This window comes from Streptomyces ossamyceticus, assembly GCF_001418475.1.
In the GTDB taxonomy this organism is placed as follows: domain Bacteria; phylum Actinomycetota; class Actinomycetes; order Streptomycetales; family Streptomycetaceae; genus Streptomyces; species Streptomyces ossamyceticus.
On the sequence record NZ_LIQX01000651.1, the window covers coordinates 1 to 18130 of the forward strand.

At 70.9% G+C, this 18130-nt stretch carries 11 protein-coding genes; 3 read left to right on the top strand and 8 right to left on the bottom strand.

Annotated features, from left to right (window positions below; genetic code table 11):
- Positions 1-61: 61 nt before the first annotated feature.
- The 4 genes from AOK15_RS35780 to AOK15_RS35795 form a co-directional block, all read right to left on the bottom strand.
- Positions 62-259, bottom strand: coding sequence for a hypothetical protein (locus AOK15_RS35780; protein ID WP_055522585.1), 198 nt, complete (start codon positions 257-259; stop codon positions 62-64).
- A 161-nt stretch (positions 260-420) separates the two neighbouring features.
- Positions 421-1011 carry a hypothetical protein gene (locus AOK15_RS35785; RefSeq protein ID WP_055522587.1) on the bottom strand — a complete coding sequence of 197 codons (591 nt, stop codon included), beginning with the start codon at positions 1009-1011 and terminating at the stop codon, positions 421-423.
- A gap of 11 nt (positions 1012-1022) precedes the next feature.
- Complete coding sequence (locus AOK15_RS35790) at positions 1023-2660, bottom strand: MFS transporter (protein ID WP_055522589.1); 1638 nt, start codon at positions 2658-2660, stop codon at positions 1023-1025.
- A 293-nt stretch (positions 2661-2953) separates the two neighbouring features.
- Positions 2954-5254: an alpha-L-fucosidase gene (locus tag AOK15_RS35795; RefSeq protein ID WP_079058900.1), complete on the bottom strand. Its 2301-nt coding sequence runs from the start codon at positions 5252-5254 to the stop codon at positions 2954-2956.
- A gap of 387 nt (positions 5255-5641) precedes the next feature.
- Here AOK15_RS35795 and AOK15_RS35800 point away from each other — a divergent pair, with 387 nt between their 5' ends.
- Together AOK15_RS35800 and AOK15_RS35805 are read left to right on the top strand one after the other, a co-directional pair.
- A complete protein-coding gene (locus AOK15_RS35800) occupies positions 5642-7081 on the top strand; it encodes an RICIN domain-containing protein (RefSeq protein WP_055522597.1) in 1440 nt (479 codons plus the stop codon).
- A 241-nt stretch (positions 7082-7322) separates the two neighbouring features.
- Positions 7323-8003, top strand: coding sequence for a ribosome-inactivating family protein (locus AOK15_RS35805; protein WP_055522599.1), 681 nt, complete (start codon positions 7323-7325; stop codon positions 8001-8003).
- 40 nt (positions 8004-8043) lie between these two features.
- Here AOK15_RS35805 and AOK15_RS35810 read toward each other — a convergent pair whose 3' ends face one another.
- From AOK15_RS35810 to AOK15_RS35820, 4 genes are all read right to left on the bottom strand, one after another.
- Complete coding sequence (locus AOK15_RS35810) at positions 8044-11775, bottom strand: nSTAND1 domain-containing NTPase (RefSeq protein ID WP_055522601.1); 3732 nt, start codon at positions 11773-11775, stop codon at positions 8044-8046.
- Positions 11776-11810: 35 nt separating this feature from the next.
- Positions 11811-12254: a hypothetical protein gene (locus AOK15_RS45345; RefSeq protein WP_157870473.1), complete on the bottom strand. Its 444-nt coding sequence runs from the start codon at positions 12252-12254 to the stop codon at positions 11811-11813.
- 86 nt (positions 12255-12340) lie between these two features.
- On the bottom strand, positions 12341-13009 hold the full coding sequence (locus AOK15_RS35815) for a haloacid dehalogenase type II (RefSeq protein WP_055522610.1): 669 nt from the start codon (positions 13007-13009) through the stop codon (positions 12341-12343).
- Positions 13010-13325: 316 nt separating this feature from the next.
- Positions 13326-14537 carry a PucR family transcriptional regulator gene (locus AOK15_RS35820; protein ID WP_055522602.1) on the bottom strand — a complete coding sequence of 404 codons (1212 nt, stop codon included), beginning with the start codon at positions 14535-14537 and terminating at the stop codon, positions 13326-13328.
- 335 nt (positions 14538-14872) lie between these two features.
- Here AOK15_RS35820 and AOK15_RS35825 point away from each other — a divergent pair, with 335 nt between their 5' ends.
- Positions 14873-17899: an aminotransferase class III-fold pyridoxal phosphate-dependent enzyme gene (locus tag AOK15_RS35825; protein ID WP_055522604.1), complete on the top strand. Its 3027-nt coding sequence runs from the start codon at positions 14873-14875 to the stop codon at positions 17897-17899.
- The last annotated feature ends 231 nt before the right edge of the window (positions 17900-18130 follow it).

Here is an 18130-nt window from a genome sequence, read left to right on the forward strand (position 1 = left end):
CGGCTCCGGTGCCGGGCCGGAGGGGCGGGGCCGCGCGTCCGGGCAGTGAGGCCGTTCCGGCTCACTCCGGCAGTTGGCGCATCTCCACGACCCGCAGTCCCAGCGACCGGCAGCGCGCCAGCAGCCCGTACAGGTGTGCCTCGTCGATGATGTGGCCGAACAGCAGGGTCTGTCCGGACATCAGCACATGATCCAGCTCCGGAAAGGCCTTGGCCAGCGTCTCCGACATATGTCCCTCGACGCGGATCTCGTAGCGCATGAGCTGTTCTCCCGCGGGCGGCCGGGGTGCGAACTCCGTCCCTGTCCCGACGATCGTGCCGTTCGGGGCGTCCCCGGGCCTCACCCCGTGCAGGTGAACTGCCCGTGACGGTGGACGCCGAGGGTCCCATAACGGTGTTCGAGGGGCCCCGATCAGAGCTTTCAGTGTTTGAGGAAGAGCTTGAAGCAGATGATCGGCAGGCCGAGCAGCACATTGACGGACGCGGCGATCAGCACCAGACGCCAGGAGGCGCCGGCCCACAGTGCCGCCGCGACGGACCAGCCCACCTGCCCGGCCAGGGCCACGGCGAGCGCCAGCCAGACCGCGCCCTGGACGCCGAGGCCGAGGAGCGGGCTGACCGCCACCGCCAGGGCGGGCGGGACGGCGGCCTTCATGATCGGCCACTCCTCCTGGCAGACGCGCAGGACGACCCGGCGGTCCAGGGCCCGCTGGGCGAGGCGTTCCCCGAACAGCACGGCGTGCACGTGCGCGATCCAGAAGACGATGCCGGTGAGCAGCAACAGCAGCACGATCTCCAGCCGCGGGAAGGATCCCAGGGTGCCGGCACCGAGGATCACGGACGCCGCCAGCATGGAGCCGTAGATGCCGCCGGTGTAGTCCGCGTGGGCGCGGCGCTCGGCCCGCCTGGCCCGGGCGGTGGCGCGCGCGGGGGGCGTGGTCTGTGCCCGGGCGGTGGTCCGGTCCCGGGCGGTGGTCCGGTCGTGGGCGGTGGCCCGGTCGCTCTCGGACACGGGAACCCCCTTCATGGGCGGCGGGTCGACCGGGACGTTCCGGCGGCCGGGGCGGCGGCGTCCGGCGGCGCCGCCGGGCCCTTCCCGCCGGCCCCTCCGGTCCGCCCCGTCGGCAGATGCGGTGTGACGAGGTAGCTGGCGAGGGTGATGCCGCCGGCGGCGAGGAGGGCCGCCTTGAGGCCGTTCAGCTGGGCCGTGGCGTAGGCGTCGGTGAGCGCCTCGACCTCGGACGGCGGCAGCCCTGCCCGCTCGGCGGCGGAGCGCACCTGGTCGGTGGGGACGAAGGAGATCCCGGCCTCCAGGGCGACACCCGTGCGCTCGCGGGTCTCCTCCGACAGCCGCGGGTCGTCGGCGATCTGGGAGGTGAAGGCGTGGGCGAGCGCGCCGACGAGGATCGAGCCCATGAGTGCCGTACCCAGCGCGGAGCCCAGGTTCTGCGCGGTGAACTGCATACCGCCGGCCTCGCTGCGTTCCTCCTCGCCCACGCTGGACTGCACGACGTTGCCCAGTTGCGAGGCGAGCATGCCCATGCCCACGCCGAGCAGGGCCATGGCGCAGGCGAACTGCGCGTCGTCGATGACGGGGTCGATGGTGGCCAGCAGCCACACGACGGCCCCGACGAGTGCCGCGAGACCCAGCCGGACCATGCGGCGCGGCCCCACCCGCCGGCCCAGCCGGGCGGCGACGGTGGACGCCACGAGCATGGTGACGGACACCGGGAGCAGCCGCAGCCCCGTCTGGAACGCGTCGAATCCCTGGACGACCTGGAGGTACAGCGGGATGGTGAAGAACAGACCGAGCAGGATGAGGTTCTGGCTCACCAGCGTCATCAGGCCGGACCGTAGCGCGGGCACGCCCAGCAGCGACAGATGCACCAGGGGGTCGCGGTTCTCGCGCTCCCGGTGCCGTTCCCAGTGCCGGAAGAAGGCCAGGACGGCCACTCCGGCGGCGACGACGAACAGGGTGGGCGCGAATCCGAGGATGGTGAAGGGCGGGTTGCGGGGCTGCACCCAGCCCCAGGTTCCGCTCTGGAGCACCCCCAGCACGCCCAGGCCGAGCCCGGCGGCCGAGAGGGTCGCGCCGACGGCGTCCAGCCGGGGGCGCGGCCCGGTCCGGGGGATGTCGGTGATCACCCGGCGGAAGCAGAGGACGGTCACGACGACCACCACCTCGCCGGCGAAGACCAGCCGCCAGGTGAGGTACGTGGTGACCCAGCCGCCGAGCAGCGGGCCGACCGCGATGCCCGCACCGGCGAGTCCGCCGATGACGCCGTAGGCGACGGCCCGGTCCCGGCCCCGGTAGGACTCGGCGACGAGGGCCGCCATGGCCGGCAGCACCATGGCGGCCCCGATCCCCTCGATGACGGACCAGCCCAGCGTGAGGACCCACAGGGTGGGGGCCACGGCGGTCAGGGCCGATCCGGTGGCGTAGACGACGAGGCCCAGGAGGAAGACGCGGCGTCGCCCGAGGATGTCCCCGAGGCGCCCTCCGATGAGCATGAACGCGGCCATCACCAGCGCGTACAGGGTGATCACGGCCTGGATGGCGGTGACCTCGGTGTCGAAGTCCTCGACCAGCTGACTGATCGAGACGTTCATGACGGAGGTGTCCAGCACCATGAGGAACTGGGCCGTGCCGAGAACGATCATAGCCCGCCAGTGCGCCACGCCGCCCACCTCGCCGAGTCGGCCCGGGAACACCCGTGGGGTGGCCCCGGACAGCGGCCCTCCGCCGACCGGCCGCCACGTCCATCGCAGCTCAGAACCCCGCCGGGCGCCTCACCCGCCACGGGCGAGGCGGCCACCGCACGAGGGGTGGCCACCGCACGAGGGGTGACCGCGATCGCGGCACCCCAGCCGGCCCTCCCGCCGGTAGGCGACCGGCGGCACGGCGGAACGCAGGGCCGGTGCGGTGTGGCACCGGCCCTGCCGCGGCTCGCCGGCTACAGGGCGATGACCTGCCATTCCTGGTTGGTGCCGCCGGTGTCGCGCCACTGGATGACCGCGGCGCCGTCCGCCGTGGAGGCGTCCTTGACGTCGGCGCACCAGCCGTTGCCGACGTTGACGAGGCGGTAGTGGCCACCGGTCGCGGGGACCAGCTTCCACCACTGGTTGCCGGCGGCATCACTGTCCGTCCGCTGGTCCAGGGCGGCGCCCTCGGCGGAGCCCCCCGGACTGTCCAGGACCTTCCCGCTGCGGACGTTGGACAGCCGGTAGGACCCGTCCGTGTTGGGCAGCAGCTTCCACTGCTGGTTGGTGCCGCCGGTCCACGGCCACTGGATGACGGCCGCGCCGTCGGCGCTGGAGGCCGCGTTGACGTCCAGTACCTTGCCGCTCTTGCGGTTGACCACCCGGAACGTGCCCAGGTCGGCGGCGAAGGGCCGGTCGTAGACCTCCAGACTGCGGATGGACGCCCAGGCCCCGGAGGGCAGGCCCGTCACGGTCACCCGCACGTACCGGGCCGAGGCGCTGACCATGGCGACCTGCACCTGGCTCGTGCCGGTGGTGCCGGTGCGGTCGGCCAGGGTGGTCCAGATGGTGTTGTCGGTGGAGCCCTCGATCCGGTACCGGTAGTTGGTGGCGTCCAGCTCCCACGCGATCCGGACGCCGGTGAGCGACTTGGCCGCTCCCAGGTCCACCTTCAGCCAGTGACCGGTGTCGCCGTCGCTCGCGCACCAGCGGCTCGCGGTGGAGCCGTCGACCGCCTTGGCCGCCGTGTTCCCCTTGGAGCTCTCCTCGCTGCTCGCCGTGGCGGTCCTGCCGACGGCGATGTCGGCCGGCTGTACCGTCCGGTCCAAAGTGACCCCGACGACGCTGTCCTCGGGGATGCGGGTGCGGTTGATGCCGGTGATGGTCACCTCCCCGCTGTCACTCACGCTGTACGACAGGTCGGCGCCCGACGCCACGTCGAAGACCCGGGTGACCGTCGCGTCGCCGATCTGCGGGGTGGTGAAGGAGGTGCCGCTCTGGCCGGGCAGCAGATGGACATAGAAGGTCTTGTCCTTGTACGTGAACCCGTACTTGCCGTCGACCGGGTTCCACGGGCCGCCGACGGTGCCGTACACGGCCTGCCCGCACGTGGTCAGGAAGGAGCCGATCTGCCGTACCAGGGTCTGCTGGGCGCTGGGGACCGCGCCGGTGCGGTCGGGGCCGACGTTGACCAGACAGGTCATGTCGCGCACCCAGGCGTTGACCAGGATGTTCATGGCGGTGCCGAAGCTCATCACGGCGGACCCTGCCTTGTAGCCCCAGGCGCCGCCGATGGTGAAGCACTTCTCCGACACCTTGCCGGTGCGGATGGCACCGCTCGGGACGGAGGGGCCTTCCTCGCTGGCGAAGTCGCCGATCCAGCCGGAGCGCAGGGTGGTGACGGCGTCGGGCTGGTGCTTACGGACCAGTCCCGTCAGGCCCAGGGGCTTGCCGGTGGCGGGATCGGTCTCGCCGTACGCGGCGTCCACCGGCCACTCGTTGGCGGGGTCGCGGAACCTGCCGGGCTCCCAGAAGAACGCGGCGTCCGCGTCGGAGCCCTGCTGGCCCAGCCAGCCGCCGTCCCACCACAGGTCGTCGATCTTGCCGTACTGGGTGACCAGTTCCTTGACCTGCTGGTACACCTCGTTCTTCATGATCCGCGCGTTCTCCTTGTGCGCGGGATCGGTGGTGTACCCCCACGCGTTCGGGAGGCAGTTGGTGCCGCGGACGTCGTAATAGCCGGGGTAGCGCCAGCTCAGCGGGGAGAAGTACAGGCCCACCTTCAGCCCGGCGTCGCGTACGGCGGTGACGTACTGGCCGATGAAGTCCTTCTGCAGCGGCGCCTGACCGGCGTGCCAGGCGTTCGGGTGGGCGGACGGCCACAGCGCGAACCCGTCGTGGTGACGGGCGGTGAGCACGGTGTACTTGGCGCCCATGTCCTTCGCCAGCTGGGCCCAGTCGGCCGGCTTGTACGCGCTGCCGGTGAACTGCTCGCCGGAGACGTCGGTGACGTACTGCTTGTAGTTCTCCGGCGTGACGGCGGCGTTCTCCATGTACCACTCGCCCTTGGCCGGGCCGGAGTATGGACCCCAGTGGATGAACATGCCGATCTTGGCGTCCCGCAGCCACTGGATCTTGTCGTCGGACTGCTGCTCGACGCCCTGGTCGAGCTTCGGGACACGCAGGGGCGGGAGCGGCAGGGGCCGGGTGGAGGCGGCGTGCGCGGGGCTCGCCAGAGCGGGTGTGACGACTGCGGCGACCGTCATGGCCGCCATGCCCGTCAGTACTCTTCGTCGCGTGAGCGGTTCTGACAAAGGAGATCTCTCCTGACTGTCCAAAGGACAGCACGGACCGTGCTGTGAGCCAGCATCCGGAACCGAACAGATCGGATGGGTCATCCGGGGACGGCGGGATGCAGGGAGCCGCACAGGAACGCACATCTCACCGGGATGACACTGAATGCATTAACAACCATGACGTCAACCCTGTCCAGAGGGCCGACGAAAAAGCACCGAGAACGCACGCGTGGCCGAGACACGTCAGGACCCGAACCAATCAGACATCGGATGTTAAGACTCTTGACGCACCGATACACCCCCTCTACCGTCCGGCAACGGAGTCGCACACACATCAACAATTCCAAAACCGTTGTCGAGGTACCCATGCTCAGACGCATCCTCACGCTGGTGCTGGCCGCCACGGTGAGCACGTTCGCCTTGGTGGTGACCGGATCACCCGCCCTGGCCGCACCGGTCACGGTGACCAACGCGACCCGGTTCACCGACACGGACGGCAACGTCGTCCACGCCCACGGCGGCGGGGTGATCAAGGTCGGCTCCTTCTACTACTGGTTCGGTGAGAACCGCAATGCCGACAACACCTTCAAGGCCGTCTCCGCCTACCGCTCCACCGACCTCAGGACCTGGGAGTTCCGGCGCGACGTCCTGACCCGGGCCAGCAGTCCCGAACTCGCCGTCGCCAACATCGAACGCCCGAAGGTGATCTTCAACAGCGCCACCGGCAAGTTCGTGATGTGGATGCACAAGGAGAACGGCAGCGACTACAACCAGGCCCGTGCCGCGGTCGCCGTCTCCGACACCGTCGACGGCGACTACACCTGGCAGGGCAGCTTCCGCCCGCCGTCCGGCACCACGTCCCGCGACATGACGCTGTTCAAGGACGACGACGGCACCGCTTACCAGATCACCTCGGCGGCCGGCAACGCCGACCTGCAGATCTGGAAGCTCACCGCCGACTACACGGCGTACGACAACCTGGCCGCCAACCCGTGGGCCGGTACCTTCCGGGAGGCACCGGCGCTGTTCAAGCGGGACGGCGTCTACTTCATGCTCACCTCCGGCAACAGCGGCTGGAAGCCGAACCAGCAGAGGTACGCGACCGCCGGCAGCGTCACCGGCCCGTGGACCGCGATGACCGACATCGGGGACGACACCGGCTACGGCTCCCAGACCACGTTCGTCCTGCCCGTCCAGGGCACCTCCGGTACCTCCTACCTGTACATGGGCGACCGCTGGGGCAACTCGATGGGCGGCTCCGTCAACGACTCCCAGTACGTGTGGCTGCCGCTGACCTTCCCCACCCGAACCACCATGAACATGCCCTGGTACCCGCAGGTCGCCCTCGACACCGCCGCCGGCACGGTCACCGGCGTGGGCGGCGGCCCGTACTACAACCTGGTCGCCCGGCACAGCGGCAAATGCCTCGACATCACCGACAACTCGGCCGCCGACAGCGCGATCGCCCTCCAGTACACCTGCGGCGGTGGCCTCAATCAGCAGTGGCGACTCCAGGATGCGGGGGGCGGCTACGTCCGCGTCCTCGCCCAGCACAGCGGCAAATGCCTGGACGTCTCGGGCGCGTCCACCGCCGACGGTGCCTTCGTGAACCAGTACCGCTGCACCACCGGCACCAACCAGCAGTGGCAGTTCCAGGACCAGGGCAACGGCCACCACCGACTGGTGGCCCGGCACAGCGGCAAGTGCCTGGACGTGAAGGACGCCTCCACGGCCAACGGCGCCCGACTCATCCAGTGGACCTGCGGGACCGGCACCAACCAGCAGTTCGAGCGCCGCACCGCCTGACGACACGCACCGAGGCCCGACGGGTGGGCACTCCGACCACCCGTCGGGCCTCGGTGCGTCTCCGCCGTCCTGGACACCACTGAGGTTGCGACGCGAGGCCGAGAAGCCCTGTATGAGTACGAATCACACGGGACTCGGACCTCTGGAATTGTCCGCGACGGCAACAGGGGCCTGCCAAACAACCTCCGGGCTGTGAGCGTCGGTGGTGACATCGCCGCACGTCGAACGACCGGAGCACGACATGCCCACCAGCGTCACCATCGTGGTCGCCTTGTCCGTGCTTCTCGGATTCCTGGTGATCGTCCAAGGGTGGATGGGCACCGACGACATCGACCTCCCCGAGGTCCGCTGGCAGCTGGACGGCGGCTCGGGCGCCTATCTGGACATGCTCGACCGGCTGCGGAGTCTCGCCGAGACCTCGGCCGACGGCGGCACCACGCCCGACGTCGACACCCGAAGGTTCGCCGACGTCGTGATCAGCGGCGGCGACCACACCCCTGCGGTGCACGCGGTCGTACGGCTCAGCGACTTCCGCGTCGTGCGGTTCTTCGTCAGCGGCGCCGCGCACGACGTCGTCCTGAACCTCGCCTCCGACACCCCGAACTCCGACACCCCGAGCAAGGAGGACGCCGCCGGTGACGACTGGTTCCTCGGCAAGGAGGACTACGACGATCTCGCCCGCATCGCGAACCGGTCGCTGACCGACGTCGACCTGAGCAGGTTGAGCCTTGAGCGGAGCCTCAGGGACCTCGGCGTCCGCGACACCGACCGCACCGCTCAGGCGAGCGGCATGCTGCGCTACAGCATCGCCATCACCGCGGCCTCCCGGTTCCGACCCATCGCCGACCACATCGCGGGCGGCATGGACAAGGGATCCCACGTCTTCGTCACCGCACAGCAGGTCGGCCTGATGCGCGGCTAGACGGGGCATCGGCCGTGTCTCCGTCGGCCGACGGAGACAGTCAGGGGCAGACCCGCCGGTACGGCCGGTCCGGAACGTAGGTGCGCCACTGCGCCCGGGTCAGCTCCGTGTTCCCGGTCCGGGCGCAGACGAGGGACACCGCTCGGTCCGGATCCACGACGTACTTCTGGAGCGGCACGTGCCCGCCCCCCGCGTAGAGCAGGGTGCTGTCCGGGCTGAAGGCGACCGTGTCGATGCCGCCACCGGGCGTGGGCAGGGGCGGACCCAGAGGTTGCTGGGTCGCGATGTCCCAGAGTTGGAGGGTGCCCGCGTCGCCGCCCACGGCGAGCGTCCTGCCGTCGGGACTGAAGGCGAGCGCCGTGATCGACTCGGCCGAGTCGGCGGACGGGTCGGGGGGCTCCAGGAAGACGTTCCGCAGTATGCCCGCGCGGTGGCGGAGGTCGCCGTCCCAGAGGGCCACCCGTCCTGTCCAGTCGCCCGCCGCCAGGCCGGATCCGTCGGGAGCGAAGGCGATGGCCCCGATGCCGTCGTGCTGGACGAGGTCCTGGGCGTGGGACCGGCCCGCTCGGACGACGCGGTTGTCGGTCACGAGGAGCCCGCCGTCCCGGCTGACGGCCAGACGAGAGCCGCCCGGACCGGGGAGGACCGCCGTCCTGCGCCGCCGTGTGGTGTCCCAGGTCTCGTTGACGTGGCCCTCCTCCGTCGAACGTGCGACGAGGAGCGTACGACCGCCCGGTCCCAGGGCGATCCCGTCCACAGGCGCCGGGGACGTCGCCAGGTCCATGGTGGTCTTCGTGCGTCCGGCGGTCACGTCCCACACCGTCAGCGGCTGCTTCTCCGCGTCCCAGAAGGGGACGGAGACTCCGTACGCGAGCATGCGTCCGTCGGGGCTGAAGGAGAGCAACGGCTCGGCGACGTCTGCGGGGAACGTCGACTCGCCGGTGGGGAAGACGGGAAGCGGCGGGGCCGGCAGCGTGCGCAGCAGACGGCCGTCGCGCGTGTTCCGCAGCTGGAAGACGTCGCGGTCACCGATACGTTCGGCGGTGGCGAGCGTCCTGCCGTCGGGGCTGAGCCGGACCCCGGCGAGCGGACTCGTGCGCCAGGCGTGGGTGAGCGTCGTGGTGAGGTCGAGGGTGTGGACCGTGCCTCCTTCGAGGTACCGCAGCAGGGGCCGCGAGGAGTCCCAGGCGAGACCGGAGAGCGACGCGTTGTCCAGGGAGTGCCGGAAAACGGGGGTGCCGCCCTTGGGCAGACGCCACACTCTGATCTCCTGGCCGCCGCCGGTCGCCAGAAACGAGCCGTCCTCGCTCACGGCGGCGCCAACGACTCCTGGGTGGGTGACGTCGCCGAGCTCTCGTCCGGACGTGGTGTCCCATACACGCACCCGGTCCCCGCTGAGGGTGAGGAGTCGGCCGCCGGTGAGGCCGAAGAAGGTGCGGTCACCGTCACAGACGCCGCGAGCGCTCGTCCAGGCACCGGACCGGACGCTGCGCGCGGAGGTGTCCCAGACCTGCGGGGCCCGGCCGCGCGGGCAGACGGCCAGCACCCGGTCGTCGGCCGTCGCGGCGGCGCGCTCCCCGCTGCCGGCCGACGGGGTCCGGAAGACCAGATGGCCGTCGGTGGCGGAGTAGAGCCCGGCCCGGTCGTCGAACAGGCCGGTCACCAGGTAGTTGCGGTCACTCGCCCCGAAGCCCACGTTGTCCCTGGACGGCAGGGGGTCCCCGATCCAGCGCTTCGTCCGGGTGTCCCACAGCCGCTGGGTCTTCCGGGCGGTCTGGACGACGAGCAGCCGGCCGCCCGGACCCGCGGCGAGTATCGCCCCGTGAGGTACCCGCCCCGAGGCGATACGGCGATGGGCGGCCACATCCCACGTCCGCCAGGTGGTGCCGCCGAAGCTCAGCAGGGTGCGGCCGGAGCTGTCCAGGTACCGGTTCGGTTCGTCACCGGGCGCGGGGTCGGTGAAGTTGCCCAGTTCACGCTGGGCCAGCGCGCCCAGCAGGGCTCGACGGGACTCCGGCAGCGCGGAGATGCGCCATGCGGCGACGCCGAGCAGCATCGCGGTGTGCGGGTCGGTGGTACGCAGCGCGTCGGCGACCGCGGCCACCCGGCGGGCCGCCGTGTCGGTCGTCTGCTTCTCGCTGTCCTGACGCAGTCGTACGGCGGTCAGGCCGACGAGCAGGGCCACCGCCAGCACGGCGCAGAGCGAGATCGTGAGGGTGCGGCTCCGCCGCCGGGCCCGGGTGGCGGTCCGCTCCTCCGTCGCCCGCTGCTCCGCCGAGGCGACCAGGAAGGCCGTCTCCTCCGACGTCAGACCGTCGTAGTCACCGTCCTCGCCGCCCTCGCCCGTGAACAGTTCCTCGGCCCGCGCCAGGCGGGTGCCCCGGTACAGCGTGCCCGGGTCGCGGTCGTGCTCCAGCCAGGTGCGGGCGGCGTCGGTCAGCTGCCGGTGGTGGCGCAGCCGCTCCCGGTCCGCGTCGATCCACTCGCGCAGCCGCGGCCAGGACGTGATGAGCGCCTCGTGGGCGAGCTGTACGCCGTCGTCGTCGGTGGTCAGCAGTCGTGCCCGAGTCAGCCGTCCGGCGACGGCTCGCACCTCGGGGTCCTCCCATCCGGCCATCTCCTGCCGGCTGAGCGGGCGGCGTGTGTCGGCGTTTCCCTGGCCGGGCTCGACCATCCGCAGGAGCAGGTGCCGGGCGGCGTGGGCCTGCGCCGGTGAGAGTTCCCCGTACGCTTCTTCGGCGCTGGCCGCGATCGCGCCGCGTACCCCGCCGGCCGCTTCGTACGCGGCCAGGGTCAGCATCCGTCCCTTGCGCCGCCGCCAGGTCTCCAGCAGGGCGTGGGACAACATCGGCAGTCCGCCGGGCTCGTCGAGTACGTCCTCGACGATCCGTGCGGTCAGTGTCCGCTCCACGATGAGCCCGGCCGCCTGCGCGGGACCGACCACCGCCTCGCGCAGTTCGTCGGCGGTCATGGATCCGACCAGCAGCCCATTTTCGTGCAGCGCCTCGGCCAGGCGCGGGTGCTCGGCGCAGCGCGCATAGAAATCGGACCGTACGGCGATGAGCACGCGCAGTCGGCTGCCCGGGGCCCGCGCGGCGAGCAGAAGGTCGAGAAAGCGGTCACGCTCGGCCCGCTCGCGGCAGAGGGTGAAGACCTCCTCGAACTGATCCACCACCACCCAGCACTCCGGGCCGTCGTCCTCCGGTGTCAGCAGATGTCCGTAGGTGGCGGCGGGCCGGTCTCCCGGAGTGAGGATCCGCACGACGGCCCGACGTCCCTGCTGCGCGATCCTCTCCTGCAGCAGGGGAAGCAGTCCGGCCCGCAGCAGGGAGGACTTGCCGCTGCCGGACGCCCCGAACACCACGGCGAACGGGGACCCGAACGCCAGCTCGCTCAGCTCGTCGACCAGCCGGTCCCGGCCGAAGAACAGCTCACGGTCGTCCGGCTCGAAGCGCGTGAGGCCACGGTAGGGCGGGACGGCGTCGGCCTCCTCCGGCTTCTCCTCCCCTGCCAGCGCCTCGGCCTCCGCCCACCGTGCCTCCCACGGGACGGGGTCGGCGCCACATGCCTGGACGTATGCCCGGAACACGGCCAACGAGGGCAGTCGTTCGCCGCTCGCCGCTTTCGCCAGGGTCGTCACCGAGAAGCCGGCCTTCTGCGCCATGGTCCGGTACGACACACCACCCGCCGAACGGCGCAGCTCCCGAAGATCATGGGCGAGTCGCTGCACGGGACCGGCCGCCGGGTCGACCGGTAGTTCAGGACGCCCCATCGGCGAGCCTCTTTCGCACAAGAACAACATGTTGATCAGCGGTCCAAGGTACTTTTCGCCCTGCCCGCGCGAGAACCCTTTCCGGCTGTGATGTCGCCCGCGGGCTCCTTCAAGGCACGCGATACGCGCCGCCGGCGAGAGCACCGTCGCCGGAGGGGCCGGTGGCAGACGCCACCACCGGCCCCTTCCGACGAAGCGCCGATGGTCAGCGCAGTCGCTCCTTGGCCTTGTAGACCAGAACGCCGCGGCTTGAACGCGACTCCCAGACGCCCCACGCGCTGGACGTTGCGGTCGATCCGCTCCTTGGCCGTCAGCTCCTCCACGCCGTCCACCGCCGTGCGGAAGGCGTCGTAACGTTCCCCCGGGCCCGCGGCTGCCCGTAGCGCTTCACGCGCCTCGGCGGGGCTGATGGTGACGCCCTGGGCACACATGCCGCCGTTGCGTCCGGAGGCGCCCGAGCCGACCTTGTCCTTCTCCATGAGGGGACGACGTGGGCGCCCTTGCGTGCCTGACGTACGTCCTCGGGTCTTCCTGGTCGTCCAGGTGGTTTCTCTTGGTCCCGGTCTCAGCAGCCGAGCAGGGCCGGCAGGCCGGAGAGGTCGGGCAACTCGTCGTAGGGCTGGTAGTCGGCGCTGCCGCTGTGGAATTCGTAGCGGTTGATCCACACGCGGCGGGCGAGGCCGAGGTCGCGGGTGGGGATGAGGTCGTACTCCCAGCCCTGGGCCACGTGGATGACCTGGGCGGGGTCGATGTCCATGGCCCGGAAGGCGTACTCGAAGGTCTGCCGGGACGGCTTGTACGCCTTGGCCTGCTGGGCGGTGACGACGTGGTCGAACTCGACGCCCATGTTGGCCAGGTTCTGGGCGATGAGGTCGTCGTCCGTGTTGGAGATGATGGCGATCTCGTACCGGGACTTCAGCGCCCGCAGGGCGGCCGGGACCTCGGGGTGGGGGCCGAAGGTGGGCACGGCCGCGACCAGTGCCTCGCCGTCGGACGTCCGGTACTCCAGGCCGTGCAGCCGCATGGCTGCCTCCAGGCTGGAGGGCAGCAGCTCGCGGAAGGGGCGGTAGGCCTCCAGGACGGCCTGGAACCGCATGACGCGGAAGTCGTCGAGGAACTCGTCGACGTTCAGGCCGTCCAGGTCCAGCCGGTCGGCGAGGACCTTCAGGGTGGTGGGGCCGAGCTGGAAGTCGACCAGGGTGCCGTAGGCATCGAAGGTGACGATCTGACGCATGACGTTCAACCTCTTTCCTGACATATGGGACACCTCGCGCATCGGGGAGTCACGATCTCGTCGAGTGCGGCCGGGTGCGCCGCATCGGGGGGTGGTTCGGGGGCCTGCCGCGACGTTGGCGGCGACCCGTCGAGGGCGGTGGACGGGTGTCAGGCAGTCGGCGGCAGGACCACTGCCGCTCCGAGTGCGATGAGCGTTTCTCCCACCTGAGGTGATGCGTCAGTGAAGCACTGTGGAGAATCCGGCAACAAGGGACGTGAGGCCGCGAGATCGACCGCACATATTGTGCCTGTGCACAATCACCGTGTTCCGAGGATCAGGACACCGTCGCCCGGAAGCGGGCGCCCGCGTCCGTCTCCAGCCAGGCCAGGGCGAGGACCAGCCGGGCGGCGTCGGCCGGCCGGGACAGCTTCAGTCCGGTCGCCTCCTCCGCGGCCTGCAGGCGATTGCCCACCGTGTTCCGGTGGCGGTAGGTGCGGGCGGCCACCTCGGCGACCGAGCCCAGGTCGAAGTAGCAGCGCAGCGTCTCGATGACGCTGTCGCTGTCCCGCAGCCCGAGGAGCGGACGCAGCACGCCGGTGGCCATCGCACCGGGGAGCTCCTCCTGCGCCGACATGATCGCCCCCACCCAGTGGCCCTCCACATGCCGAACTCCGGGCCGCGTGGAGCTGCGGATCGCGGCGCGCGCGAACCGGATGCCCCGTGCCGTCAGCGCCAGCCCGGGGACTTCCGCGACGCCACAGCGCCACGGGGCGAACGGCTGGAGCACGGCGAGCACGGCCTCCCGGTCGGACCGTCCGTGGCGGACGATGCCGAGGAGTTCGTCGCCCATCCAGCCGAAGTGGCGCAGCAGGCCGCCCCGACGCAGCGCGTCGTCGACCTGGGACAGGGCCGGGTCCCCGGTGGGAACGGACTCGACCACGACCACGGTCAGGGGGACGTGTTCGGAGAAGCCCAGCAGTGTCGACGCCTCAGCGACCGTGGAGGGGTCCTGCTCGCCTTCCAGGACGAGGCGGCTGAAGGCCCGGTTGCGCACCTCCGTGCGACGGCTCGCCAGGTCGCGTTCGGTGCGGCGGTAGGCATCGACGACTTCGACGCTGTTGGCGTCCGTCGCCTCCCAGACGCGGATCAACCCGTCGAGGAAGTCGGGATCGGCGCTGATGCCGCGTGTTCGCCCCTCCTCCAGCACGGCCTCCCACAAGGTCCTGAGGTCCAGTTGGAAGGAGTGCATCAGCGCGGTCAGGGGGAACGCCTGTTCCGCCCGCTCGCGTCCCACGTCCTCGGTGGCGCGTGAGACCGCCGCGGGCACGGGACCGCCGGCCAGCCGGGTCAGGGCGAGTTCGAGGGTTCGCCGCATCCCCTCGCGTTTCTGGACCGGGTCCCAGTCCTTCGACGCGTAGGCGGCCTCCTCGGCCTCCAGCTTCGCGAGAGCGCGAGAGGTCAGTTCGTCGAGTCGTTCGTCGAGGAGCCGCCGCGCGATCGCCTGAACGGCGTCGTGGCGTGCCCCACCCTCACCGAGATTGTGCACAGGCACAAACTACAGGGCGGATGTCGCGGCCTCACGTCCCTTGTTGCCGGATTCTCGGCGGTGTTTCACTGACGCGGCACCTCGGAGTGGAGAGCCGTGGCAGGCCACCCACGTGACGCAGCCACAGAGGCCGCGGCGGCAGCCACGCCCACCGTCTCCCAGGAACCGCGTCGACCGGACCGTCCGGGAGCCGCCCGGCAGCGTCGGGCACCGGCCCGACACGGGTGGCGGCCGGAACAGGCCGAGACCGACCGCGTGACGCAGGTGACCCGAGCACGTGACGCAGGCCCCGTGTGCGTGATGTGCGGCCTGACGACGAGAGAGAGAACGCACCGATGACCTCAGTGACCACCACAGACCGGGACGGAGCGGCCCTCCCCGGTCCCACCGGCCACCTGCCGGGCCCGCTCCTCGATCACGTGCTGCGGCAATCCTTCGGACTCGACGGATATGTCCAGCACCCCCTGGGAGGGGAGGTCGACCAGAACGTCCGGATCACCGGCGACGACGGCACGCGCTACTTCGTACGAGTCACCCTCGCGGAGCCGGACTCGGCCGACGTCCTCTGGCAGAACGCACTCCTCCAGCATCTCGCCGCCACCGTCCCCGACCTTCCGGTGCCACGGCTGGTCCCGACCCGCGAGGGGCAGTGCCTCGCCGATGTCGTCCACGAGGGCCGAACGCACCTGGTCCGCGTGATGAGCTGGCTCGAGGGCCGGGTGCTGGCGGATCTCGACGACCATCCCGCGGCACTTCTGCGTCGGTTGGGAGAAGCCGCCGGGCGGCTGAGCCTCGGACTCTCCAGCATGGAGCCACCGGTGGGCCTGGCACCGCACGACTGGGACATGCGCCGGGCCGCCGAGATCGTCGAGGGGTCGCTGCACGCCGTCCAGGACGCGGACCGGCGGGAGTCGGTGCGCACGATCATGGGCTGGTACGACGCTCTCCTGCCGACCCTGGACCGGCTGCCGTGGAGCGTCCTGCACCAGGATCTCAACGACGCCAACGTCCTGGCCGACACCGACGAGGACGGGGTACCGCGGATATCGGGCATCGTCGACCTGGGCGACTCGCTCTACGGGGTGCGCGCGGCGGAGGTGGCGATCGCGGCGGGCTACGCCATGGTCCGCAAGGCCGACCCGCTCGCCGCGGCGGCCGAGGTCGTGGCCGGCTTCCACTCGGTGCTCCCGCTCACGGCGGAGGAGCTGGCGGCTGTCTATCCGCTGGCGGCCGCCCGGTTGTGCATGAACGCCGTGACGTGGACGCGCCGGGTCGCCGAGAGCGACACGCCGTACGGGCGGTCCCGCGTGCGGCACACCTGGCCGACGATCGCGCAGGTGGCCGGGGTCTGCCCCGAGGTCGCCGAGGCGACGTTCCGGGTCGCGTGCGGGCTCCCCCCGACACGGGAGCAGGGGCGGTTGGAAGAGGTCTTGGCGAAGGCGGCCCGAGAGGGCGCCCCGCACGCAGCGGCTCCGCGTCTGCTCGACCTGGGACCGGCCAGTGATCTCTACGACGACGTCGACTGGCACGACGCGAGGGCGGTACGCGCGCGCGTCGACGACATCCTCGACGGACGGCGGCGGCGCGGCTACGTGCCCCACCTCAGCGCCTCGCTGCTCCTGGGGGGCCGACGCCGCCCGGGAGTCGACGAGCCCGCGACGGTGCAGGTCGGCGGCGCGCTGATCCTGGCGGACGCCGAGGAGGTCGCCAGCCCACTGTCCGGCGTCGTCGAATCCCACGGTGGTCCCGGTGAGCCGTTGGTGCTGCGACACGCGGTCGAGGGGCTGGAGTTCTGGACGTGCTGGTGGGGGCTGGTCGACTCGCCGCCGGTCGCGGCGACAGTCCCGGCCGGGGCGCCGTTGGGACGCGCCGGCGTGAGCGAGGGGACGGATCCGCTCGGGCCCCGCGTCCAGGTGCAGGTGCACCACACCGCGCGGACGGCGACCTGGCCGCCGCCGCGCGCCGTGCCGCCCTCGGCGCGGCAGGTCTGGAGCCGTCTGTCACCCGACCCCGGCCGGCTTCTCGGGTTCACCGAGTCCCACGCCGCGGTACCCGCCGTCGACGACGTCGTCTCGGTGCGCCGTCGCCACATCGCTCGCTCCCAGCGCAACTACTACCGCGAGCCGATGAATCTGGTGCGTGGGCGGGGTGTGTGGTTCCACGACGAGGACGGACTGGCCTATCTGGACTCGCTGAACAACGTCACCCACGTCGGCCATGCCGAGCCGCGCGTGACGGCCGCCGCCACCCGACAGCTGCGCAAGCTCAACACCAACAGCCGTTTTGTCTACCCGCAGATCGCCAGTTACGTGCAGAAGCTGGTAGCGACGCTGCCGGACCCGCTCGAGGTCGTCTTCCTCGTGTGCACGGGCAGCGAGGCGAACGACCTGGCTCTGCGGATCGCCCGCCAGGTGACAGGTCGACAGCACATCGTCAACATCGACGGCGCGTACCACGGAAACACCGGCGTGGTGACCGGGATCAGCCCGAACCGTTACAAGGGCCCCGGCGGCGCCGGCGCACCCGCCACCACCCACGAGGTCGTCATTCCGGACCGCTACCGCAGCACGTACGGGTACGACGACCCGGACGCCGGAGCCAAGTACGCGCGCGACGCCGCGGCCGTCATCGAGCGGATCTCGGCCGACGGCCGAGCCCCAGCCGCCTTCATCGCCGAGTCCCTGATGGGATCGGGTGGGAACATCGTGTTCCCCGACGGCTACCTCGACGGCGTGTTCACCGCTGCCAGGCGGGCGGGCGCCCTGTGCGTCTCCGACGAGGTCCAGGTCGGCGTCGGACGCCTCGGACCCTGGTGGGGTTTCGAGCTCCAGGGGGTGGTTCCGGACATCGTCACGATGGGCAAGCCGCTCGGGAACGGGCATCCCCTCGCGGCGGTGGTCACGACTCGGGAGATCGCCGACGCGTTCGACACGGGCATGAAGTACTTCAACACCTTCGGCGGCAACCCGGTCTCCTGCGCGATCGGCGAGGCCGTGCTCGACATCGTCGAGCAGGACGGGCTGAGGGAGAACGCCGTGAGCGTGGGCGGGTACTTCGCCCAGTCGCTGCGCGAGCTCCAGCGGCGTCAGCCGCTCATCGGCGACGTGCGGGCAGAAGGGCTCTACCTCGGCGTCGAACTGGTCCGCGACCGCACCACCAAGGTGCCGGCCACGGAGCAGGCCTTCATGGTCACCGAGCTCATGAAGGAGCGAGGCGTCATCGTCTTCCCCAATGGCGTGCACGACAACGTACTGAAGATCAAACCGCCCATGACCTTCCGCCGCGAGCATGTGGATCTCTATGTCGACGCGCTGGACGAGGTCCTGTCCTTGCCCGAGCTGCGCTCAGCCGTTCAGTCCTGACGTTGAGTCCCGAGACGGGCAGTCCGTCCCGTTCATCACCGCAACCGGCCGCATCGCGGCCTGAGTCCGAACGAGGTAAGCCATGACTCTGACCATCGGTACGCTGCGGGCCGAGCCCGGCCGCAAGACGCGCGGGGTTCTGCCCGCCGACCTGGGCACCACCACGGTCGAGGTGCCGCTGATCCTCGTCAACGGTGCCCGTCCCGGTCCGCGGGTCGTGATCACCGGTGG